Genomic DNA, 22,913 nt, shown 5'->3' with positions numbered 1-22,913 from the left:
TCAAAACCTATGCAGACTTCAAAAGATAACCAAAATCTAGATACGCCAGCGCTAACCATAGATGGCTTAATCGAGGCGCAAGTTGCGTTTATGCAGCAATGGTTGCGCACGCAAGCTGAACCGCTGTCGATGGAGGCATGGCAATGGTTTGCTGCACAGCCATTGAATAAATATGTCAGTGCCGATGATTTACAACATCTGATTAACGACTGGCTACTGAACCAACCGATGACTGATATGATGCGTAAAGATATTCGCGATATCTTGCATACTGTCATTTATCATCCGGTCAATGATAACGTGCCGTTGTCTGAGCTGGTGGATGACACTCAAGTTGAAACCCTTGCCAACTATGTTGGTAGCCACGATCAGCAACGCAATATCTTGATTCATACACTGGTCGGCAACGAGACTTTTGCCGATTTGCTAACCCAAACGCTATATCATGCCATTAACGACTTTATGGAAACCACGCTGGATAAAGCGGGCGCTGCTGGTAAATTGATGAAATTTGGGCGCAGCTCTTTTGAAAAAGCAACCAATAGAAACCTTGACGAAAAACTGCAGGCGTACTTACATCGTAATATTAAAGATTTAGCACGCCGCGCAGAAGCCAATGCGCAAGAGCATTTATCAAATGACGAAGTCGCGCGATTATTAATCACTGGTTGGGCGCGAATCAAAGACCAGCCTGTCAGTCATCTACAGACTTATCTGCGTGATGAGCCTGACAACAGCAGTATCGATCATATCGAAGCCAGCATTCAGCAAAGCTATAACCGCCTGCGCCAATCGCCTTACTTACACAGCCTCGTGGCAGCCAGCATCGATACTTGGTATGGTAATCATCAGTCAGATACTATTGCGACGGTAGTCGCGAGTCTTCATATTGATGAGCAGGCCATGACTCAATTGAGTACAGCGCTCTTACCTGTGGTGCACGATGTCATTAAAAGCGAGTGGTTGACGGCACATACTCGTGAGATGTTACAAGCGTTTTATGAGCAACCAAATATTAAAGAAGGTTTAGCGCTTAATGCTCAATAATTTACTGTCTTGACGTATTTGTCTCAATTTTCCATATCATTCATTTATTTGACAGCACCATACTTATGAGTCAACGTAACACACTCAGCTTGTGGCAAAAACTCAAACAGTTACTGACTGGTTCAGCAGCGCAGGCTGATGAAGTTGAAATTGATATGATGCAAATAGAGCCTCATGACACGTATAGTAGTGATACATATAATAATGACGCACATAGTAGTGGTGCATGCGATGAGGACACTAGTGATGCTTATGATGATACCAAAATCGATTCTGAATCTGATGTCAAAAATAAAAGCGAACATTCAGAAACTGACGCTTTTGACTCGAGTGCCAGTCAACACGAAGCTAGCGGCACGCCCATTATCGATTTTCTGAAACAGTACTTTAATGATAAGCAATGGCGCTATACTCACTATCGACCTAAAAGTAGTGGCAACAAGAGCACTGACCGTCAGCAATCGCATCACTTATCGCTTAGAATGCGCAATAAAAACCTCGATTGCGGCTATTTGTTTCGCGTGCAAGAAAACAACAAGCTGCTGGCAGTCTATGGAATTTTGCCATTTTTAATACCAGAAAGTCATCAAAGCGCGGCGATGCTACTGATTACTCAAATAAATTATGACTTGCTAATCGGCAATCTAGAAATGGATGTCAATGATGGCGAAATACGCTACAAACACGCTATCGATGTCGAAGCGGTAGGCATCGATAATGATATTATTGAACATTTATTACAAAGTGTCATCGCGATGACTACCGTTGCGAATGAGATATTTAGTGATTTGATCAATAATCAGAACCCTGCAGAAGACTTGCCAACATTACTGACCGAGCTACGTCAACAATCAGATTCTAGAACCTTCTTTTTGCCAACGCAATTTGTACAGTAATTAACTGATGACAATAAATATCCATAGCTTTTACAATGTCTCATAAGCACTTTACTTTCAAAGCGCTTAAACCTATTTATCCTTAAAATACCTTTCAAAAAAAGACATCCTCTAACACTATGCTAAAAATTGCTTACTCTGATATTTTTCGATATTCCGTGCCGGAAAAACACCGTTTTCCTATGCAAAAATACACCATGATCCCTGAGCGGCTATTGGCTGAAGGTACTATCAATAACGATAATTTTTTTGCCCCTGCACGTTTGAGCGAAGATGAGATTTTGACCACTCATACTGCGGATTACTGGTATCAGCTGAAAACTCAGACGCTACCACGAAAGGAAGCGCGAGCCATTGGCTTCGAAATGACACCAGAGCTGGTAGAGCGTGGGCGTTATATTGCTCATGCTACTTATGAATGTGCATTATATGCGCAGCAATATGGCGCGGCGATGAATGTCGCAGGTGGCACGCATCATGCGTTTTCTGATCATGGCGAAGGGTTTTGCGTGTTTAATGATGTTTGTATCGCGAGTAATTTATTATTAAATCGTGGACAAGCGCAAAAGATTTTGGTGGTCGATTTAGACGTCCATCAAGGCAATGGTAATGCCAGTATCATGGCGCATGAGCCGCGCGTATTTGTCTTTAGTATGCATGGCGCAAAGAACTATCCATTTCGTAAGCAATCGTCCGACCTAGATATTGAGCTAGACAATGATACTGGCGATGCGGAGTATTTGCAGTTACTAGAGGAAAATCTGCCGCGTTTGATTGCTGATGTTGCACCAGATATGATTTTCTATCAATCTGCCGTCGATGTCCTTGCCACCGATAAATTAGGAAAACTTGGACTGACGATAGCCGGTTGTAAGGCGCGTGATGAATATGTGTTACGCCAAGCAAAAGCCGCTAATATTCCAGTTGCCATTGTCATGGGCGGCGGCTATTCAGAAGATATTGATGATGTGGTTGAAGCGCACTGTAATACCTTTCGAGTAGCGCAGCAGATATTTTTTGGTGAGATAACAGAATAACGCGCACATAAAATAGTAACTAAACAGCCAGCTGCCTCGCGATTTTATAAAAATGCCATAACTCCTTGCCAACCGACACGAATACCAAGTACCGTGAGAATCAATAAAATAAGCTGACGAAAGCGCGCTTGTGGTAAATAGCGCCGCAAGCGGATGCCGACTAAGAGCGCAGCAATTGATAATACACTAAGCAGAGTAATCAGCTGCCATTCACCACTGCTGAGCGCCATAATAGGCTCACGTAATACAATTATTTGGGCGATTTTACCCAAAAAATAGCACATGTTGCCGACTTTAGCGATGGTGTTTTTATCATCGCTGGCAGACAGTAGATACATCATCAATATGGTCGACATGGCATTGGTCGCCCCACCAATCACGCCTGCACTAAAGCCAACGATAATTAACACAGGCTTGGTAGCAGGTAGACGGAGTTGCTTACCAAGCAAGCTACTTATGACGTAAAAACCAATAACCGCTGCCAATAGCAATAAAATATAGGCGCTATCGACCCATAGTAAGAGCTTCGCGCCTAAAATACTACCGAGTAAGCTGGTCAACGCCAGTAACCAATAGCGCCTACCGTAATAGATAAAATTTTGCCAGATCGTGCGCCCGCCACCCGCGAGCCAAGTCATGGCATTAAGCAATAATGACGGAAAAATGACCAATACAATTGCATGTGGTAACGGGTAAATACTAGCAAGCGCAGTGGTCGTCACCAACGTCACACCCAGCCCACTAATACCGTGTAGCAACGATGCTAGTGCAAATATTACCATCAGTAATAACGTCTGGGTGCTATCACTATCCATCATATTAGCCATAAACATTAAGACCTAATATCTGGATTAATAGTGACATAACTAGGCATTGTGACCATTGTGGCGTTGCCATATTGTCTCACCAATGATGCCAGCCAACTGCTCGGCAATCTTATCTTTGCTCGCCTTCTCAAGTGTGACGCTATCGTGCTCATAACGCTCTGAGAAAAATACCTGCATGGCATTGTCATCACTGGCGAAACCAATATCTGCTCGTGAAACATCATTACAAGCGATCAAATCTAGATTTTTAGACACCAATTTACCACGAGCATAGCGCTCGATATCTTGCGTTTCTGCCGCAAAACCAACGACAAACAGCTCTGGATGCGCAAGCGAAATTGTCGCTAGAATGTCAGGATTTTTGACCAAACTTAGTGTCATTGCGTCTTGGGTTTTTTTAATTTTTTGCGGGGCAGCCTCTTCAGTACGATAATCAGCGACAGCCGCAGTGGCAATAAAGATATCCGCCATTACATTTTGATTCTCGCTATGAGAATGATGCTTATTATCAAGCTCATGGCTGTGATCGTCGCCGCAATCACACTCACCATGATGATGCGCATGTTCATGGCTATGATCATGTTCGTGATCATGAGAATGCTCATCTTCAGGCACATACTGTAGCGCACTGTGCGTACCATCCACGCATTGCTGCGCCGCCATCAGCATCTCTTTAGCCGACAACACATCAATGCGCGTGACATTCAGCGGTGTGGGCAGTGCCACTTTGCCACCCGCAATCAAAATAACGTCTGCACCAGCAGCCACGCACGCACGTGCTAATGCAAAGCCCATCTTGCCAGTAGAGTGATTGGACAAGTAGCGCACCGGATCGATAGCTTCTACCGTCGGTCCTGCAGTAATTACCACGCGTTTACCTGTCAATAATTGCGGCGTGGTTTGCATCGCGTTAAATAATAATACTTCTGCCAATAGCTGCTCAGGTTCAGGCAAACGCCCTGCTCCCACATCACCGCAGGCTTGCTCACCGCTAGCAGGTTGAATAATCTGATAATTCATATCGCGCAGGGTCTGGACATTGAGATTGACCGCAGGATGCGCCCACATCTGCTGATTCATGGCTGGCGCAATGATGACTGGTGCCGCCGTTGCAAGGCATACCGTTGTCAATAAATCATCAGCCATGCCCATCGCGAGCCGCGCAAGCGTATTGGCAGAGGCTGGCGCAATGATGATTAAGTCCGCCCATTTGGCCAATTCGATATGCCCCATCCCCGCTTCTGCTTTTTCATCGAGTAATGAGATATGCACCTCATTACCCGTCAAAGCTTGTAAAGTCAGTGGCGTAATGAAGGCTTGTGCGCCTGTGGTCATAATGACACGCACATCAAAGCCTGCTTTGACTAATAAGCGGGCAAAGATAGCAGATTTATAAGCGGCGATACCGCCAGTGATAGCAAGCACAATATTGGACATAAGCATGGCATCAATAAAAAGTTGAAAGATAAAATTGCGCTTATAGTAACAATTATGAGATAAGTTGGGTAAGAATTTCCGTATTTACTCAATATATCTGACAGTAATCCATTTTCAAGGAGTGACAATGGCGATTAAAGACTGGCATGAAGATGATAGACCACGTGAAAAACTGCTGAAATTTGGGGCAGCTCATTTATCTGATGCCGAGATATTAGCGATATTTCTGCGCACAGGTACGCAGTCACAGTCAGCTATCGAGTTGGCGCGTCATTTAATCGAGCAGTTTGGTAGCTTGGCAGAATTATTGGCGGCGCCGCAAGAGGCTGTACTTGCTTGTCATGGTATTGGTCCTGCCAAATACGCGCAGATATTGGCCTCACTTGAGATGGGTACGCGTTATTTGGACAGTCAGCTTAAAACTGGTCACGCACTTGGGCGCTCGCAAATGGTCAAAGACTATATCAGCACTCAGCTACGCGGAGAGCATCGCGAAGTCTTTGCGGTACTTTGCTTAGACAATGCATTAAATCTAATCAATTTTGAGATACTGTTTACTGGCGGTATTTCCTCTTGCTCGGTCTGTATCAAACACGTCCTACGTCATGCTTTGAGTCACGCAGCCAGCCAACTCATCGTCGCACACAATCATCCGCATACCGATGCGACCCCTTCAACGGCAGACAACTTATTGACCTACGAGCTAAAGAAAGCCTGTGATTTAATAGACTTATCCTTGGTGGACCATATTATTGTTGGACGCAATCAGACGTTATCTTATGCCGAAAGCTGCTTAGTACCTTTTGGATAATTAATAACCACTCTTCTTTTTACCTATATGAGAAAATTTTGATACATATTATCGACACAGCGTAGCACTTTAGCTATTGATAGTTATCGGCCACTGTTTCATATTGATAGCTAAATTTGTCTTTTATTTGTCTGTCACTGGTTAGACAGTTATCAAAGCCACTTTTGTAACACGCTCAACAAATTAAAATTGATTATAAAATATGCTACAAAACCCATAACGGCTCATTGTTTTAATTTGGTCACCAGACCCTTAAACATCAGCAAAAATAACAACAAGATTTATTCAAATACTTTAATACACACACATTTTTCACGCTTTTGGTTTAGCGTTATAAAGGAGACAGTCATGGCAATTGGCTTATTTATTTTGGCAATCATTATTCAATTAGCCATGGTTTTGGCCATCTTTTTATTGTCTCTATCACGAGTCACAGGCAGTATTGTTGCACTGGTTACCGTTCTTGTCACTGCCTTTATCAGTCCTTGGTCGCTCATTTTGGGCATACCAATCGCTTTACTTTGCATCGTTTTGCTCGTCGCTCCTATTCGTCAATCACTCATTACTAAACCTGTTTACAAGACTTTGGGCGGGGCAATGCCGAGCATGAGCGATACCGAGCGTGAAGCGCTTGATGCGGGTACCAGCTGGTGGGAAAAAGAGCTGTTTATGGGTGCGCCTGACTGGAACACTTTTGCTCAATATCCCTATCCAGAACTGTCAGCAGAAGAGCAAAGCTTTATTGATAATGAAGTAGAAACGCTGTGTGCCATGCTTGATGAATGGAAAATTCAGCATGAAGACAAAGAGCTATCGCCTGAAGCATGGCAATTTATCAAAGCCAATGGTTTTTTGGGCTTAATCATTCCAAAGGAGTTTGGCGGTTTAGATTTTAGCTCTTATGCACAAAGCCGTATCATGAGCAAAATCGCTTCACGCTCGCCGACCGCTGCGGTCACCTGTATGGTGCCGAACTCGCTCGGCCCTGGTGAGCTGTTGATGCATTATGGTACGGACGAACAAAAACAGCGCTGGCTACCCGGTCTTGCCAAAGGCGACGAGGTGCCTTGCTTTGGTCTCACGGGTCCTGAAGCGGGTTCCGATGCTGGTGCGATTCCAGATACAGGGGTGGTTTGTTATGGTACGCATGAGGGCGAGCAAGTGCTCGGTTTGCGTATGAATTTTTCTAAGCGCTGGATTACTTTGGCACCTATCGCCACGGTCGTGGGTTTAGCATTCAAGATGCACGATCCCGAAGGTTTGCTTGGCAATCCTGATAAGACTGATTACGGTATCACTTGTGCACTTGTGCCTGCCAGCCATAAAGGCGTCATCATAGGACCACGTCATAACCCAATCGGCTCGCCATTTATGAATGGTACAGTCGATGGTAAAGACGTCTTTATTCCACTAGATTACATCATCGGCGGCGTCGAAAATGCGGGTCGCGGTTGGCGTATGCTGATGGAGTGCTTAGGCGTTGGTCGCGGCATCTCTTTACCAGCCTTATCAACCTCAGCCAGTGAGATGACATATCTGTCTGTCGGTGCTTTTGCCAAAGTACGTGAACAGTTTAAAATCTCTGTTGGTAAGTTTGAAGGCGTCCAAGACGCTACCAGCCGCATGGCCAGTAACACCTATATGCTAGAGGCCTTTCGTCACCTCGTTACGTGCGGTCTGAACCAAGGCGGCACACCATCGGTGATGACGGCAATGGCAAAATACTATGCGACTGAGACTATGCGCAGTGTGGTGAACGATGGTATGGATGTGGTTGGTGGACGCGCAGTACAGATGGGTCCACGTAATTTTTTGGCCACACCTTATCAGGCAATTCCAGTATCTATCACGGTTGAAGGCGCAAATATTTTGACACGCTCGCTCATGATATTTGGTCAAGGCGCGATGCGTTGCCATCCTTATCTCTTTGATGAGCTGCAATTGCTGCAAAGCGAAGATAAAGAAGGTGCACTCAAACAGTTCGACACGCTATTTTTTAAACATTTGGGTTATACCTTCAATCGCGGCGCAAAGGCATTTGTCGCAGGTTATGTCGGTGGCAGTAATCATGCACCGAGCTTCGCTGACAGCTTTACTCGTCCCTATTACAAACACATCAACCGCCTGAGCGCAAGCTTTGCCTTAACGGCTGATATGGCGTTAGGATTGCTCGCTGGTGACTTAAAACGTAAAGAAATGCTGTCTGGTCGCTTAGCCGATATTCATAGCCATTTATTCATTAGCACTGCTATTTTACAGTTTTATGAGCATGGTACTAAATCAACGTCTGAACGCTTGCATGCTGAGGTTGCCTTACAAAATAGCTTATATACCATTCAAGAAGCTTTTGAAGCCTTTTTTGCGAACTTCCCTAATCGCATGGCGGCCAGTTTGGTAAGTTTTGTGACTTTCCCCAGTGGTCGCATCTTTACGCCGCCAAGTGATGAGCTTAAACGCAAGCTGGGCGATGCTTTTATGGATGACTATGAAGCCAACCCATTCCGTGATTATCTTAAAACCATGGTCTATTATAATACTGAAGCCGATGATGTCACTGGACGTATGGAACACGCTTATCAAACGCTGCTGAGCATCGAGCCATTATGGCAGAGGTTTAAAAAGGCTGAACACAAAGACAGTTTTGAAGGGCTTACTTTTGAAGACCATGTGGTATATGCCAGCCAAAACGGCGATATTACCGAAGAAGAAGCTGAAGTGCTTATTCAATATAACGCCATACGCTTTGACTCATTATTGACCGATGTGTTCGATAAGCATTTATTGCATGCTCAAGAGCGTAACAATCCACACAGCCTCGATAATGCCGTACAGCAACTGACTGACTATGCGCAATTGAGAAATAATGCGCAAGCCAGAAATGGTATTGCGACACACATCACAGCTGAAAATAATGTCGACTCTAATGACTTAGCTGCGCCCGCCAGTACAGACAAACCAACTGGCGATGCCAATCCCAATCATGGTTATGAAAGCGACGGTGATGTAGAAATGGTCAAAGAGCAAGATACCATTGAGGAAGTACGTGCGCAGACAGATTTCGATGAATATGACCCTGAGGTGGAAGCGCTAGATCATCGCCACCGTGATGCAGAGTCACACTTAAGTGAACGCATGAGCAACAACCATCGTCTGAATCAATATAATACTGACGAAGTAGACCGTTCTGCAGCATCTGAAGATGCAGAAATTGCAAAGGATGATATAGAAAAACCTGCCACTACTGACCCCAAATGGCAGGATGGTCTACGCCGTGATGAAGATGACAAAGTCTAAAAGAACAATGCTCAAAATATTCGAAAAATGACGGGTATTTAGGCAGTTAAAAATCTTGTATGATAGGCTCTAACAACCTACCTAAAAAAGACCGCTCAACTTGAGTGGTCTTTTTTTAGTTATAAATGACTGCTTTTAATCATTAGGACGTGTTGAATGATTCAACCATGGCACTGATAGAGACTATTTTTTAGGCAGTTCGACGTTAAAAATAATAAGTTTAGTCATTCTAAGCGTCTACTTTTAATAATGAAATGGCAAAAAACAGTCCTGTCTCCTTCTATTAATATTGGAAATAATGCTAAATTCTCCCAGCTCCATATAATAAATGTGTTATAAAACTAATTAAGGCATGAGCATTACCGTTGTTTTGTGCTTTGTCTGGAATAGTTTTGGCGTTCAGCAGTGCCTATTTGTCAGTGTTCAACACGCCCTAATATTGGTCAATATGCCGTGTTATTTACCTACTTTGCTCGCGAAAAATCCTGCGTAGACAACTTAACTATTGATTTATATCATCTTAGTCATAAAAAAACATTGCAGTACCCTTAACAATTATTTTATATTGTGCCCCGAAAACGTGACACTAAGTAGAAGTTAAAAGAATTTAATAGACGTAGCAAGAGCGGTGATGAGAATAATGGTAATAATCACATTGATGTGAGCAGCCATCTATCCGCTACTGGGACACGTACACAAAGGATATAAGTTATGTGGAAAAATATGGGACTGACGGGCAAGATTATTGTTGCCATGATACTCGGTATCGTACTGGGTTTATTTATAAACTACTCAGGGCTGAATACCGAAGGCGGTTTTGTTAGTACGTATATTACGAACGGTTTCCTCGCTATCGTTGGCAAGCTATTTGTTAACTCGTTAAAAATGTTGGTAGTCCCCTTAGTACTTATCTCACTGATTTGCGGCGTTTGCGGCATTGGTGACATTCGTTTGCTTGGTCGTATTGGTACCAAAACGTTCATTATTTATATGATCACCACCGCACTCGCTATTGCAACGGCGATTGGGCTTGGCGTGCTATTTGGTATCGGCAAAGGTATGAATATCGAAACTGAAGCGGCATTTGAAGCAGCTTCAGCGCCGCCTCTACTTGATGTTTTCTCTAACATTATCCCATCAAACCCCATCAGCGCGATGGCAAATGGTGATATGTTATCGATTATTTTCTTTGCTATTTTGATCGGTGTTAGTATCTTGATGGTGGGTAAACCTGCCAAAGGCTTAGTGCAGAGCTTAGAATTAATCAATGAAGTCATCTTAAAAATGGTGACCATCATTATGAATCTTGCGCCTTATGGTGTATTTGCTCTATTGACCAAAGCGATGGCAGAGCTGGGTTTAGACTTGATTTGGTCACTGCTCGGTTATGTGGCGGTATTGGTCGGCTCATTGGCATTCCATTTCTTTGTCACTATGATGATTGTACTAAAAGTCTCTTCAGGCTTATCCATCAAAACCTTTTTGGCAAAAATGCGTGAAGTTCAGATTTTTGCTTTTAGTACTTCAAGCTCGAATGCGACGATTCCTATTACCTTGCGTACAGTCACCAAGCGTATGGGTGTAAACAACTCAGTTGCTTCATTTACTGTTCCGTTTGGTGCGACCATCAACATGGATGGTACCGCCATCATGCAAGGTACTGCGACCATTTTCATTGCCAATATTTATGGTATTGACTTGGGCGTGACTGAGTATCTGACTGTCATTCTAATGTCCGTCTTGGCATCTGTTGGTACCGCTGGTGTACCGGGTGTTGGTCTGATTATGCTGTCCATGGTATTTGCCCAAGTCGGTCTACCTATCGAAGGTATTGGCTTAATCTTAGGTGTGGATCGTATCCTTGATATGTTACGTACCGCAGTGAACGTCGGTGGCGATGCTGCTGTGACCGCTATTGTGGCAAAATCAGAAGGCAAAATGGACTTAGCTATTTATAACGATCCTAACGCTGGCGCAAAAGACGTGTTCGATGGTCACATTGATGAAGACAATGAACGTGAATTCTCTGAAGTCTTTAGTGATGGGATCATGGGCAGTGAGTACGATGATATCGATCGTCGTCGCTAGTCACTCGCATTGAATAGATGTTGTTAGTTTATTAACGATACATAAAAAACCTCAGTCATATTGGCTGAGGTTTTTTGCTTCGCTAAATATATTTCCCTGATGGACAGCAATCAGCCAAAAACGTATTTGGTTATCATCGCCAAGCACACCAATACAATCACCGGACGAATCAGCTTACTACCGCCTTTGACCACCATATGAGAGCCAAAATACGCGCCTATCGTTTGTCCCACCATCATGGCAAGCCCCACTTTCCACAAAACATTACCACCCAGAATAAAGAATATTAACGAGCCAATATTGGTCGATAAATTCAATACCTTTGCTGCGCCTGTCGCTTCGATAATTTGCCGACCACGCAACGCCACGTTGCCGAGCGCAAAAAACATCCCTGTGCCTGGTCCAATATAACCATCATAAAAACCAATTAATGGTGCAACCACTTTTTGCCACTTACCTTCTGAGATACGCGGCGCGGCTTCTACTTCACCGAGTCGAGGCGCAAACAAGGTATAAACCCCAATAGCCGCAATCAAAAACGGAATTAGTGTTTCAAGCAGATCCGGCGGCGACATCTGTACGGCGATAGTACCGATAACAGAACCGATAAAAGCGCCTATAATAGCCACTTTAATGCGCTGCGGTTTGACCACCCCTTTCCTAATCATCGTAATAGAAGCTGCTAACGCACCTGACGCGGCTTGTAGCTTATTGGTACCGAGTGTCAGCACTGGTGGAATATTAGCAAGCAACATGGCGGGAATCGTCAATAATCCGCCACCACCAGCGATGGCATCAATAAAGCCTGCCAACGCTGCCACAGCGGTAAGCATTAATATAACCTCTAACGAAAGCGATAAATCCATGACGCTGACCTGTAAATTTTATGATGAAAAATAAGAAAGTCCTAAAAACTGGCTGTAGGAACTGAGAATAAATTATCACTATCAGTATTGCTACCAACTTTGCTATTCATTAGCCAATAGTAGTAGTACTGCTGATATGTATCAAAGCTGTGACATAACATCACAAAATGCTGCTCATTATAAAGATAAAACGCTAAAAAAAGCCAAAAACGTAAAAAAGTCTGCTAGATTTGTCTAAAGGCTCAATAAGCATCTAAAATAAACAGTGATCGATTAAAAAGATTTAATGACTTATCACGCTTTTGTCTGTTCTATCGACTTTATAATATCGCTATTATTGAGGTGACAAGCGGCACTTATAACTTTTGGTTGACGTATTTTGTTGTCTATATCAATAAGAGTATGAGAAACTGTTGCTTTCTATCATGTCTTTATGAGTCGTGGCATAGATTATTTGAGGTTATTGGATTATTTTATAATTCGTGTTTAGTAAATTGTATTTAGCAAATGAGGATGATATGGCAATACGCAGGATTAAAGCATTTTTTGAATTTGAGGCAGCGGGCGGTATCGTCTTAGCATTGGCTGCCATTGCTGCAATGATTATTGCCAACTCCCCTCTTAATGTGTGGTATGAAGGCTTTATTCACGCACCCGTTGCCATTCAAATCGGTGAGTTCGCTATCGCTAAAGACGCTCATCATTGGATCAATGACGGTTTGATGGCGATTTTCTTTTTCTTAGTGGGACTTGAGCTAAAACGTGAAGTCTTGATCGGTGAGCTGTCTAACGTCAAGCAGATCATCCTGCCAGCTGGTGCGGCACTCGGTGGCATGATCATGCCAGCGATTGTTTATCTGCTCTTTAACTATAACGAGCCTGAGTTTTGGAAAGGTTGGGCGATTCCAGCTGCGACTGATATTGCTTTTGCCCTAGGTATTTTGAGCTTGTTAGGCAACCGCGTTCCCAACTCCTTAAAAGTATTTTTAGTATCGATTGCGATTTTTGATGATATTGGCGCAATTTTAATCATTGCTTTATTTTATACCAGTGATTTGTCATTAGAGTCATTAGCAGTGGCAGGTCTATGCCTACCCTTTCTATACCTTCTTAATCGTCGCAACGTCACCAGCATCACGCCTTATCTGCTGATCGGTGTAATCATGTGGATTGCGGTACTCAAATCTGGCATCCATGCCACCTTGGCTGGGGTGGTCTTAGCCCTATTTATTCCTATGTTTGACCGTACTGATCCTGAGCATTCACCACTAGAAGAGCTAGAGCACGATCTACACAATACCGTTGCCTTCGGTATCTTGCCGTTGTTCGCGTTTGCCAACTCAGGTATATCCCTCAAAGGTGCAGGCTTCGCTGAGCTGTTCCATTCGGTACCACTTGGTATTGCAGCCGGTCTATTCATCGGTAAGCAACTGGGCGTGATGTTCATGTGCTGGTTGATATTTAAGCTTGGCATCTCAACCATGCCAAGAGGCATGAACTATAAGCAGATTTATGGTGCAGCCTTACTTTGTGGTGTTGGTTTCACCATGAGTCTGTTCATCGGCGGCTTGGCATTTGCTGGTGACACAGCCTTATTCGATGAACGCCTAGGTATTATTATGGGTTCAATCGTCTCTGGTATTGCCGGTTATCTCATGCTCAAAGTCAGCCTAAAAGACAATGCAAGCGGCACATCAGTCGATCTGACTCGCCCTCATTAATAGGACAACAAGCCACTTAAAGGCGATTTAGCTTATCGATGGCTTATGATTTGATAGTTCACGAGTTTTGATATCCGGACATGATTGATTAAAAGTATTTTTCATCAGCTATGTTCGGGCTTGCATCAATAGCCATGGAAAAGGTAATCATGCGACAGTTTGCACCGCGGCCTTCGTTAATGTTAGCTCTCCTTGGTAGCATTGTTTTACTATCAAGCTGTGCCACACTCTCTAAGCAGGAGTGCCTCGTTGGTGACTGGCAGGCTATTGGCTATAATGATGGCATGGCAGGTTACCCATCAGACCGCCTCGCATCACATGCCAAAGCCTGTGCCAAGGCCAGTGTTGCCCCCAACTATCTAGCATGGGAGCGCGGTCGCCAGCTGGGGCTTAAGCAATACTGCACGACCAATAATGCATACAATGTCGGTCGACGCGGACGTCAGCTCAACAATGTCTGTCCAATAACCTTGGCGAATACCCTGCAAACTGCCAATCAAAAAGGCTTAGACTATTACACCTTAGACAGTCAGCTAGACAAAGATAAACGCCTAATAGAAGCCTACCAAGAAGAATTTGATCAGCTAGAAAGTGGGGCGATGCTAGACTTTGCTAATGAAAAAGAAGCGCGCGCGCGATTGCTTTCATTAGCCGACGAGCTACGTAAAGCCAAGCGCCGTATGAATACCACGCAAAGACAATTAGAAGCTCTAAACCAGTCAAATAGACATTAATATTGTTGGCTTTGTGGAATGATCTAATAGGAAAGCATTTGGTAAAAAGGCATTTGATAAATATGGATTCAATCAACATAACTGATAAACAGACGGCCGATACTTTGAGTCACCAACAGCCCTCAATAAAACCTTATCAGCGTCACGGACGGACGACCGCGATTGATGACCATAGCGACCTGCAAGTCTTAAAACGCATTAGACGTTATTTGCTGCCAAAAGATTTTGTTATCTCGCAAGATTTATTAAATGAAATAGTAACGGGCTACGATATTGGCGATTCACTGGCAGATGCGTTAGCCGCTGATGGCCTTCGTTTTGCAAAGCCCCTACAGCAATTTATTATCAGCGACAACAGCAATAACCTAGACGCTGACCTCGCAAATAACCCTGCATTTAACGCTTTGACTGAACAATTTAGCCGTCATCCCGATTGGTTCGACCCCAAGCTCGCCCAAATCGGCGCGGTTGCCTATCGGCGCTATCCACTGATGCTGATTTGGCTATTACGTAATGTCGCCCTGATGGCAGGCTACAGCATTCCTGCCCTCTCCCTGCCGCTCATTCAGACAGGTGCATTGATGCATGATGCCCTGCCGCGCCTGATGCGTACTTACGCTTATATCCTAGCTGTCTCTGAACACCCACCATTACATAAGTCGAATACGAGTGCACGCAATCACCGTCAGCCTATCGAGCAAGTATTGGCGATTGGTTCTGAAGGTTGGCGGCAATCGATCAAAGTGCGGCAAATTCATACTTTAGTACGGCAAAATTTGCTCAAAGGTAAAGGCCATGCTGCTAAAGGTGTCATACCAAATGCCGACCAACACCATAATCCAGATGGCAGCTGGAATACCGCCTATTGGGGTCTTCCTATCAACCAAACCGATATGATTGCTACCCATTTGCAGTTTTCATTGTTGATTATGCGCGGCTTACGGCTGCTTGGTGCACGCATCAGCACTGTAGAAGCAGAAGGTATCCTGCATCTATGGAATCTTGCCAGCTATTGGATGGGCGTTGACTTAGATCGCCTGCCAAAAGATGAAACCGCTTGTTGGGAGTGGCTCTATACCTATTTATCAATTCAGCAGCTTGATTTTAAAATGGGACAGCCATTAGCCAAGGCCCTGCATGATTTGCCGCGTCAGCTGATGGGCGAGGACAACCGCCGTGGGCGTTTCGTTGAGATGGTCAATGCTAGCGTGACCCGTACCTTGGTCGGCGATGATATCGGCGATGGGCTGGATTTGCCAAAATCAAAAATCCGCTTTGGCGTCTTATCGTCGGTGCCGATTCTTTTTACTCTCGATACGGCACGCCAACACAATCAAACGATAGCTGAAAAATTAGAAGCTTTCCGCGCCAAACGCCAAGATAATATGAATTGGTGGCTAAAGAAAAATGACGAATATTATAAGTAAGCAATTATAAATAAAGCATAGTAGCTAAAATAAAACGAATAATAATTAAACGTCAACCGCCTTACGAGTTAATTGCGGGTATTTTGGATGCGATAATACCACTCAAGCTGGCGATCAAAGCCTGTTTCCAACAAACTGGCAATGACTCGCCCTGTCAGACCCCAAACCGTTTCACCATCCACTTGCCAGCTAGGCGTGAGAATGGTCGCGGTCTGATCTTGCATCGCATATTCTACTGCATACTCGACGGTAGGCTGAGTCAGCAAGGTTTCAAAATCTGCCCAAAAAATACGTGAGATTTCGCCCAGCTCAGGTACTAACAATAAATCTGGCGCAATCAGTGCCACAATAGGACGGACACTCATACCACTTTTAGAGGTTTGAATGGGCAGTTGACCAATTAGCTGGACTTTATTGGGTGGTAGTGCGGTCTCTTCACAGGCTTCACGCAAAGCGGTGACGACATTATTACCATCACCTGCGTCATGTTTACCCCCAGCACAAGAGACCTCACCAGCATGACTGTTCATGTGCGCAGCGCGACGTGTCAGTAGAAGTTTTGGATAGCGTTCATGAGTGATGGCGACCAATACCGAGGCATCGGCAATAGGTGTCTGATACAAGCTATCTAGAATGCGAGCGCTACGAGAGGTTTTAGCGTCGTATAGCGCAGGACTGGTGACAGCATTTAAGGTCTCATGCTGCACCCGTTCCGCCAACGTTCTAATGGTGGGATAACGAATAAAGTCCGGCACAGCGACTGAAAACTCATCAAAACGTAGCGACTGCGGGGGGAGTAACATTATCATTGCCCTATATTTTTATCAGTATGAAGCATCAATGCAATTAAATATAAATAGCAATCAAATACAAATATTGACTACTCAGGTTCACCAGTTTATCTTTTTTGACCTTATTTGGCATCGAATGGTGGAGCTTGTCTCTTGCAGCTATTACAGCGCTTGCGCTAGAGCATGCTCTCATTTATAACCATATCAGTCGCGGCGGCTATTACTGTCACCATTGGTAAAGCCATCATTCAATAGTTAGTGTAAGTCTAGCCTAGCGCAATCTGACCTTGACTGCATATACTTTATGTGACTGAGCTGCTCTGCCTATAGAACTCATTAATCCAATTATTAACACATCATAACCGTAGCAGAAACCAGTTGCGCAAACCTATTCGGTTTTTATTATCGCTGCCAGTGCGATGAGAATTTGTGTTATCTTAAGCGTAACGGCTATTGTCCCATCACATCTGATAAGCCAAAGTCATACTATTTTATAAAATAAGAATCATAATCCTTCAAATAACGATAACTCTTTTTCTCATTTCTATTTCTCATTATATAAGGCAGTTGATATGCGCTATTGTCTACAATGCGGTCATGAAGCAGAACGCAAAATACCAGCCACGGATAATATCCCACGCTTGGTATGCCCCAATTGCCACTATATTCATTATGAAAACCCAAAAGTGATTTGTGGCTCACTGGTCGTGCATAAAAATAGAGTGCTGCTATGTCGCCGCGCGATTGAGCCACAATATGGCCTATGGACGCTGCCCGCAGGCTTTATGGAAAATGGCGAAACCATGGCAGAAGGCGCGGCACGTGAAAGCTTTGAAGAGGCAGACGCAGTCGTCACCAATCCGCATTTATATTGCTTATATGATATTCCTGATATCGGGCAAATCTATAGTATTTATATCACTGACTTAAAAGATGGTGCTTATGGTATTGGCTCCGAAAGTCTAGACTGCGCTTTATTCACTGAAGAAGACATTCCATGGGATAAACTTGCCTTTGAAGCGGTGCGCCGCACTTTAAAAAGCTATTTTGCAGACCGCAAGCAATACGATGACCATGATAATTTTCCTATTCATCAAGATATTATCGGTAAAGACCAAGCGATCAAGCGCTACTAACCCTAAATTTATAAAAATAGCGTTATAAAAAATCAAAAGCTTTACAAAAGTGATTGGTAAAAACCATTGATAAGAATTATGCTAAGTTTTTAGTGTTGTCTCTTATCAATGGTTTTTTATTGTCTGCAATTAACTGCTTGATCCGACTTGTGAGAATATACCATGCTAACTTTATTACAACGCTCCCTGCCTCTCTTACCGCTGACCATCGCCATGACTCTATCCAGTATGCCCAGCCATGCAGATGACACACCGCTAACTGCCAAACAATCAGACCCACAAACGCTTGGATGGATGCAAGGCTTTCCGCCGCCCAAAGATAAACTGATAATGCAACCATCTTCAGATTTTTTTAGTTTTCCAAAGCTGCGCTGGACGGTCTGTCATATTCGCGAATTGATGCCCACCACTGACGTCAGTCGCGGTATCGGCGCGCCCTCCAAGCTTAGCTACGATTTAGACAAAAATATTGATGCCATCACCTTTACACCCACTGGCAGTAAGCGCCTAATGACGTGGAAGCAGTCATTGGATGCCAATTATACTGACGGCATTATGGTCATGCATCATGGTAAGGTGGTATACGAGCGCCAAAACGGCTGCCTTAATGAGCTAGGTAAACATGCGGCGATGTCGATGACCAAATCCATGACTGGGCTGTTAGCAGAAATCCTTGTCACCGAAGGTCAGCTTGATGATAGTGCACTGGTTGCTTCTATCGTTCCAGAACTAAAAAATAGCGGCTTTGGTGATGCGACCGTGCGCCAAGTCATGGATATGACGACAGCACTCGATTATAGCGAAGACTACGCCGACCCTAATGCCGATATATGGAAGTATTCAGAAGCTGCAAGCCCATTACCAAAGCCGAAAGATTATAACGGACCTGATGGCTATTTTGAGTACCTACAAACAGTCAAGAAAAAAGGCGAACATGGGGTAGAATTTAATTATCGAACCATCAATAGCGATGCATTAGGCTGGATTATTTCGCGTACCACTGGTAAAGCGGTGAATACATTACTCTCTGAGCGCATCTGGCAAAAAATTGGCGCCGAACAAAGCGCGTATATGACTGTCGATGCTAAAGGTACGCCGTTTGCTGGCGGCGGTCTCAGTGCAGGCTTGCATGACATGTCACGCATTGGTAGCTTGATGCTTAATAAAGGCGAGATTAACGGTAAGCGTTTATTCCCAGCAGCGGTCGTTGATCATATCGAAGCAGGCGGTGATAAAAGCGTTTTTGCTAAAGCAGATTATAAACAGCTCAATAATGGCAGCTACACAAGCATGTGGTGGTTATTCAATAATCCCACACCCGTCTATGCGGCACGCGGCGTCCACGGTCAAACCATTTATGTCGATCCAGCAGCTGATATGGTCATTGTACGTTTTGCATCATATCCAGACGCCAGTAACAGTAAAATCGACCCGACCTCACTCCCCGCTTATAAAGCATTGGCAAATTACTTGATAAAAAAGTAACGGCTTAAAAATAACGATGAAAAATAAAAACCGCCGCTTCCACTATAAATAGTGAAAGCGGCGGTTTTTTATATAGCAATTCAGTCAGTAAACTTTAAGTGAATTAGCTTTTGATTTTACAAACATTAAAGCCAAGGTCTTGTACTGCTGCTTCTTTATCATAAGGCGCGAGTACCGCACGTACGTGCTTTTGCCCTTGTAAATATTGCTTGGCGACGCGCTGTAAATCAGCCACTGTCACGGCCAATATTGCCGCACGCATTTTACGCTGCCAGTCGACACCGCGATGATGCAAATCAGCAAAGCAGGCTTTAACCGCCTCACCTGCTGGTGAACCTGGTTTATCCATACCTGAGATAATCCCTAAGATGGCTTCTTCTAACTGCTCGTCCGTTTGCGGCTCATTCAATAGCCATTCAATACTGGCATCGAAATGCGCAAAAGTCTCAGCACACTGCGGATCACGGTAGCTAAAGAATTTAAAGGCACAAGCATTGGCATCGTAGCCCGCACCGCCGCCATAAGCACCGCCACGCTCACGAATGGCGCTATGCAAATAACCATTGCGCAGATAAGGCGCTAGTACCATCAAAGCAGCTGTATCAGGATGATCAGCCGCTGGCACCGTATAAGCACTGGCGTTATGATAGACATTAGTCGGCATCAACCAAGCTAAGTCTTCAACATCAAGCGCCACACCACTTTCTAGCACTTTAACCGCGTCTTTTTCACCATTTAACGCCGCATCAAGTTGCAACTCAGCAAATTCTCTTGGGATATTATCTTCAATATCTTTATCAGAGCTATTTAACTGCGCTGCAATTTTCGGCGCTTGACTGTCTTGCCAGCTATCAACAATCAAATTGCTTAAGCGTTCGGTTTGCTCCGCTTCACAGATGATAACCGCATGCTTAGGCAAGCTAATTAAACGCTGATGTAATTCCATCAAACTGGTTGCAAGCTTATCCCACTGCGCATCGTCGTTACTGGCATGGGTTAAAAACTCTTTTAACGCGTTCAATGCTGGCAGTCCACTGCGCACATATTCTAACTGCGCTTGACGACTCATACCACGACTGGCGGTTTGCATGGCATATGAATGTCCTGAACCCGCAAGGTTTGATTGCCAGCCTGCTTGACGTTGCTGCAAAATCTCTTTGATACGGTCATGCTCGCTAAAGACGCTGTGTTCCATCACTTCTTTGAGCAAATCAATCGCTTCAGGTTTACGGTTTAGCGCGCGCGTTGCCACGACGAAATAGCTACTAATCGCTTGGCTATCATCGATATTGGTACGTTGGCTGATTCTGGCAGTCACGCCTGATGAATGCGCTGCTTGCTTGGCTTGCATTTCATGGGCGCTCAGCGAATCCGTACCTAGCTCAGATAATAAGCTTAAATAAATAGGCAGTAGCGGATGATTAATCACTTCATTAACGGGTAGCTCGCTTGTATCCTCATTACCAATCGCATCGGTCAACGGCACAATCACTTGGTAATAATATAAACCATTGGTACCGGCTTCATATTCAAATAAGGTACTGTCTTGCCCACTCAAATTCACCTGTTTTTGCGTGCCTTGTTTAAAGCTAATATCCGTTGGGACATCTTCTAAACCAACTTTTGGCAATAAGCTTAAATCATCAGGCGCTGCTTGGCGCGCGGCCAAATCAAGCGCTTGTTGTTTTAAGATAGCTTTATCATCCGCGGTCAAATCCATCGCGATGGTATCAAGACGGGTTTGCTCAGCTGCTGCCAAACGGGCTGACTTTTCACTATCAGGCGTCAGAGTGACACGGACGCGATGCTGATTATCAAGCAAATGGGTTTTAATTAAATTCGGTAGCCATTGCGCATCTTTTACTTGCTCACGTAGCCATTGCAGGTGCTCGTCAACTTCCCATACATCAATAGGATTACCATCATGAATGGCAGTGCTAAAGCCTTCTAGCATTAAATTTAGACCATAAGGCATACTATCGCCACCGATATGGCGCTGATCAATCTCGATTTGATGCAAGATGGTTTCGATGGTTTCATCATCAATCGGTTGGCTCGCTACTTGACTGAGTAAGTCAATAATGCCCTGCTCTACAGCCTCAGCATGTTCAGGGTTTGAACCGCGCAGACCTGTATAAAAGACCATTTCATAGTGACTGTCATCCAGCCCTAGTAGCGGACTTGGCGCTTTACCGAGTGGATGGCTGTCCAAATACGCACGCAGCGGCGAACCAGCATGCTCAACCAACACCCCTTCCAATAAACGCAAGGCTAAACGCTGTTTCGGATCAGTAATCGATGGTAATAACCACGCCACCACATGATGCGTTTGATCGGGGCCTGCTTCATCAGCCGTATAAGTATCAACCGCGCTAATCGGTGCAGACAAACGCTGCTCTGGACGTGAGACGTGTTTTTTACCCGCTTCAAACTGGATCAAAGCATCTTCATGGATTTTTGCTTGGGTTTCAGCGACTGGAATATTACCAAAACTCATGATCACGCTGTTTGAGGGATGATAATGGCTCTGATGAAATTCAACCAGCTCAGTATGCGTCAAGTCAGGAATTTCAGCAGGATCACCTCCCGAATTATAGTGATACGTCGTCGTTGGGAATAGATGATGGGCGACCGTATGATACAACTGGTCAATCTCACCACTCATTGCGCCTTTCATTTCATTAAATACGATACCCTTAAATTGCGGCTTTTCATTTTCGTCTAACTCAACGCGGATACCTTCTTGGGCAAAATCCAGCGGATGAATATTCGGGAAAAATGAGGCATCAAGATAAACGGCAAGTAAATTAAAGTAGTCGTTTTTATTTTGCGTCGCATACGGATACGCCGTCCAATCGGCAGCAGTCATCGCATTCATAAAGGTATTGAGCGAACGTTTAATCATCGAAAAGAACGGGTCACGAACGGGGAACTTCTCAGAGCCACATAAAGCCACGTGCTCTAAAATATGCGCCTCACCTTTTGAGTCCATTGGCTGAGTACGAAAACCAACCAAAAAGGCATTTTCATCACTCGGATGTGCCAAGTGATAATGCATTGCGCCTGTTTTGACGTGTTGGCTTATCAATACGTCCATCGACAGCGCCTCAATGTGGCGGTGTTCAATCAGCTCAAAGGCAGGATGCAAAGTTAGATCAGTAGTAGATAACGTGTCGGTCATAATTTTCCTTATGGATTGCCCCAATTTTATTTAGAAAAATGTGCTATCCATGACCAAATCTAGCCAGTAGCGATAACATAAAATCGGGGTAAACAAGAGATAAATAGTGAATATAATACTTATCGTAGGGTCTTT

16 protein-coding genes are annotated in these 22,913 nt (G+C 44.3%); 11 read left to right on the top strand and 5 right to left on the bottom strand.

Annotated elements, in window-relative coordinates:
* The first annotated feature begins 9 nt into the window (after positions 1-9).
* The 3 genes from JFC10_RS06005 (at position 10) to JFC10_RS05995 (ending at position 2,980) form a co-directional block, all read left to right on the top strand.
* Positions 10-1,047: a hypothetical protein gene (locus JFC10_RS06005; RefSeq protein ID WP_227685948.1), complete on the top strand. Its 1,038-nt coding sequence runs from the start codon at positions 10-12 to the stop codon at positions 1,045-1,047.
* A gap of 65 nt (positions 1,048-1,112) precedes the next feature.
* The gene (locus tag JFC10_RS06000; protein ID WP_198332106.1) at positions 1,113-1,943 is read left to right on the top strand and encodes a YbjN domain-containing protein; all 831 of its coding nucleotides are present in this window, start codon (positions 1,113-1,115) and stop codon (positions 1,941-1,943) included.
* A 119-nt stretch (positions 1,944-2,062) separates the two neighbouring features.
* Positions 2,063-2,980: a histone deacetylase family protein gene (locus JFC10_RS05995; RefSeq protein WP_198332105.1), complete on the top strand. Its 918-nt coding sequence runs from the start codon at positions 2,063-2,065 to the stop codon at positions 2,978-2,980.
* Positions 2,981-3,024: 44 nt separating this feature from the next.
* On the opposite strand, the gene JFC10_RS05990 is transcribed toward JFC10_RS05995, so the two are convergent.
* Both JFC10_RS05990 and coaBC read right to left on the bottom strand, forming a co-directional pair.
* The gene (locus tag JFC10_RS05990; protein ID WP_193013391.1) at positions 3,025-3,807 is read right to left on the bottom strand and encodes a sulfite exporter TauE/SafE family protein; all 783 of its coding nucleotides are present in this window, start codon (positions 3,805-3,807) and stop codon (positions 3,025-3,027) included.
* 39 nt (positions 3,808-3,846) lie between these two features.
* Entirely contained in the window at positions 3,847-5,244 is a 1,398-nt protein-coding gene (coaBC, locus tag JFC10_RS05985) for a bifunctional phosphopantothenoylcysteine decarboxylase/phosphopantothenate--cysteine ligase CoaBC (protein ID WP_198332104.1), read from the bottom strand.
* Positions 5,245-5,371: 127 nt separating this feature from the next.
* Between coaBC and radC the strand changes: the two genes are divergently transcribed.
* The 3 genes from radC to JFC10_RS05970 all read left to right on the top strand — a co-directional run bounded on the left by radC (position 5,372) and on the right by JFC10_RS05970 (position 11,437).
* Positions 5,372-6,055, top strand: a complete 684-nt coding sequence (gene radC, locus JFC10_RS05980) for a RadC family protein (RefSeq protein WP_198332103.1) — start codon at positions 5,372-5,374, stop codon at positions 6,053-6,055.
* Positions 6,056-6,403: 348 nt separating this feature from the next.
* Positions 6,404-9,349 carry an acyl-CoA dehydrogenase gene (locus tag JFC10_RS05975; protein WP_198332102.1) on the top strand — a complete coding sequence of 982 codons (2,946 nt, stop codon included), beginning with the start codon at positions 6,404-6,406 and terminating at the stop codon, positions 9,347-9,349.
* 711 nt (positions 9,350-10,060) lie between these two features.
* Positions 10,061-11,437 (top strand): dicarboxylate/amino acid:cation symporter, encoded by a 1,377-nt coding sequence (locus JFC10_RS05970; RefSeq protein WP_198332101.1) that lies wholly within the window; start codon positions 10,061-10,063, stop codon positions 11,435-11,437.
* A gap of 110 nt (positions 11,438-11,547) precedes the next feature.
* Here JFC10_RS05970 and JFC10_RS05965 read toward each other — a convergent pair whose 3' ends face one another.
* The gene (locus JFC10_RS05965) at positions 11,548-12,303 is read right to left on the bottom strand and encodes a TSUP family transporter (RefSeq protein WP_198332100.1); all 756 of its coding nucleotides are present in this window, start codon (positions 12,301-12,303) and stop codon (positions 11,548-11,550) included.
* Between the two features lie 518 nt (positions 12,304-12,821).
* Here JFC10_RS05965 and nhaA point away from each other — a divergent pair.
* The 3 genes from nhaA (at position 12,822) to JFC10_RS05950 (ending at position 16,185) form a co-directional block, all read left to right on the top strand.
* Positions 12,822-14,024 carry a Na+/H+ antiporter NhaA gene (gene nhaA / locus JFC10_RS05960; RefSeq protein WP_087813539.1) on the top strand — a complete coding sequence of 401 codons (1,203 nt, stop codon included), beginning with the start codon at positions 12,822-12,824 and terminating at the stop codon, positions 14,022-14,024.
* Positions 14,025-14,173: 149 nt separating this feature from the next.
* Complete coding sequence (locus JFC10_RS05955) at positions 14,174-14,758, top strand: DUF2799 domain-containing protein (RefSeq protein ID WP_198332099.1); 585 nt, start codon at positions 14,174-14,176, stop codon at positions 14,756-14,758.
* A 62-nt stretch (positions 14,759-14,820) separates the two neighbouring features.
* A complete protein-coding gene (locus JFC10_RS05950; RefSeq protein WP_227685949.1) occupies positions 14,821-16,185 on the top strand; it encodes an oxygenase MpaB family protein in 1,365 nt (454 codons plus the stop codon).
* Between the two features lie 68 nt (positions 16,186-16,253).
* Here the strand turns inward: JFC10_RS05950 and JFC10_RS05945 are convergent, their stop codons facing one another.
* Positions 16,254-16,988 carry an NUDIX hydrolase gene (locus tag JFC10_RS05945; RefSeq protein ID WP_198332098.1) on the bottom strand — a complete coding sequence of 245 codons (735 nt, stop codon included), beginning with the start codon at positions 16,986-16,988 and terminating at the stop codon, positions 16,254-16,256.
* Between the two features lie 560 nt (positions 16,989-17,548).
* Between JFC10_RS05945 and JFC10_RS05940 the strand changes: the two genes are divergently transcribed.
* Together JFC10_RS05940 and JFC10_RS05935 are read left to right on the top strand one after the other, a co-directional pair.
* Positions 17,549-18,112 carry an NUDIX hydrolase gene (locus JFC10_RS05940; protein WP_198332097.1) on the top strand — a complete coding sequence of 188 codons (564 nt, stop codon included), beginning with the start codon at positions 17,549-17,551 and terminating at the stop codon, positions 18,110-18,112.
* 162 nt (positions 18,113-18,274) lie between these two features.
* Positions 18,275-19,597, top strand: a complete 1,323-nt coding sequence (locus tag JFC10_RS05935; protein WP_198332096.1) for a serine hydrolase domain-containing protein — start codon at positions 18,275-18,277, stop codon at positions 19,595-19,597.
* Between the two features lie 103 nt (positions 19,598-19,700).
* On the opposite strand, the gene JFC10_RS05930 is transcribed toward JFC10_RS05935, so the two are convergent.
* Positions 19,701-22,778: an insulinase family protein gene (locus JFC10_RS05930; protein WP_198332095.1), complete on the bottom strand. Its 3,078-nt coding sequence runs from the start codon at positions 22,776-22,778 to the stop codon at positions 19,701-19,703.
* Positions 22,779-22,913 lie beyond the last annotated feature (135 nt).

The sequence above is a fragment of the Psychrobacter aquimaris genome, from assembly GCF_016107525.1.
Lineage (GTDB): Bacteria > Pseudomonadota > Gammaproteobacteria > Pseudomonadales > Moraxellaceae > Psychrobacter > Psychrobacter aquimaris.
The sequence above is the reverse complement of the archived record's forward strand: the minus strand, read 5'-3'. Positions and strand labels throughout refer to the sequence as shown.

What these genes read in the sequence shown, in the direction of transcription:
- JFC10_RS05965 (WP_198332100.1), bottom strand. Translation starts at nt 12,303, where the DNA reads ATGGATTTATCGCTTTCGTTAGAGGTTATATTAATGCTTACCGCTGTG.
- JFC10_RS05930 (WP_198332095.1), bottom strand. Translation starts at nt 22,778, where the DNA reads ATGACCGACACGTTATCTACTACTGATCTAACTTTGCATCCTGCCTTT.
- JFC10_RS05990 (WP_193013391.1), bottom strand. Translation starts at nt 3,807, where the DNA reads ATGGCTAATATGATGGATAGTGATAGCACCCAGACGTTATTACTGATG.
- JFC10_RS05950 (WP_227685949.1), top strand. Translation starts at nt 14,821, where the DNA reads ATGGATTCAATCAACATAACTGATAAACAGACGGCCGATACTTTGAGT.
- JFC10_RS05975 (WP_198332102.1), top strand. Translation starts at nt 6,404, where the DNA reads ATGGCAATTGGCTTATTTATTTTGGCAATCATTATTCAATTAGCCATG.
- JFC10_RS05945 (WP_198332098.1), bottom strand. Translation starts at nt 16,988, where the DNA reads ATGTTACTCCCCCCGCAGTCGCTACGTTTTGATGAGTTTTCAGTCGCT.
- JFC10_RS05970 (WP_198332101.1), top strand. Translation starts at nt 10,061, where the DNA reads ATGTGGAAAAATATGGGACTGACGGGCAAGATTATTGTTGCCATGATA.
- radC (WP_198332103.1), top strand. Translation starts at nt 5,372, where the DNA reads ATGGCGATTAAAGACTGGCATGAAGATGATAGACCACGTGAAAAACTG.
- nhaA (WP_087813539.1), top strand. Translation starts at nt 12,822, where the DNA reads ATGGCAATACGCAGGATTAAAGCATTTTTTGAATTTGAGGCAGCGGGC.
- JFC10_RS05995 (WP_198332105.1), top strand. Translation starts at nt 2,063, where the DNA reads ATGCTAAAAATTGCTTACTCTGATATTTTTCGATATTCCGTGCCGGAA.
- JFC10_RS06005 (WP_227685948.1), top strand. Translation starts at nt 10, where the DNA reads ATGCAGACTTCAAAAGATAACCAAAATCTAGATACGCCAGCGCTAACC.
- coaBC (WP_198332104.1), bottom strand. Translation starts at nt 5,244, where the DNA reads ATGTCCAATATTGTGCTTGCTATCACTGGCGGTATCGCCGCTTATAAA.
- JFC10_RS05955 (WP_198332099.1), top strand. Translation starts at nt 14,174, where the DNA reads ATGCGACAGTTTGCACCGCGGCCTTCGTTAATGTTAGCTCTCCTTGGT.
- JFC10_RS05935 (WP_198332096.1), top strand. Translation starts at nt 18,275, where the DNA reads ATGCTAACTTTATTACAACGCTCCCTGCCTCTCTTACCGCTGACCATC.
- JFC10_RS05940 (WP_198332097.1), top strand. Translation starts at nt 17,549, where the DNA reads ATGCGCTATTGTCTACAATGCGGTCATGAAGCAGAACGCAAAATACCA.
- JFC10_RS06000 (WP_198332106.1), top strand. Translation starts at nt 1,113, where the DNA reads ATGAGTCAACGTAACACACTCAGCTTGTGGCAAAAACTCAAACAGTTA.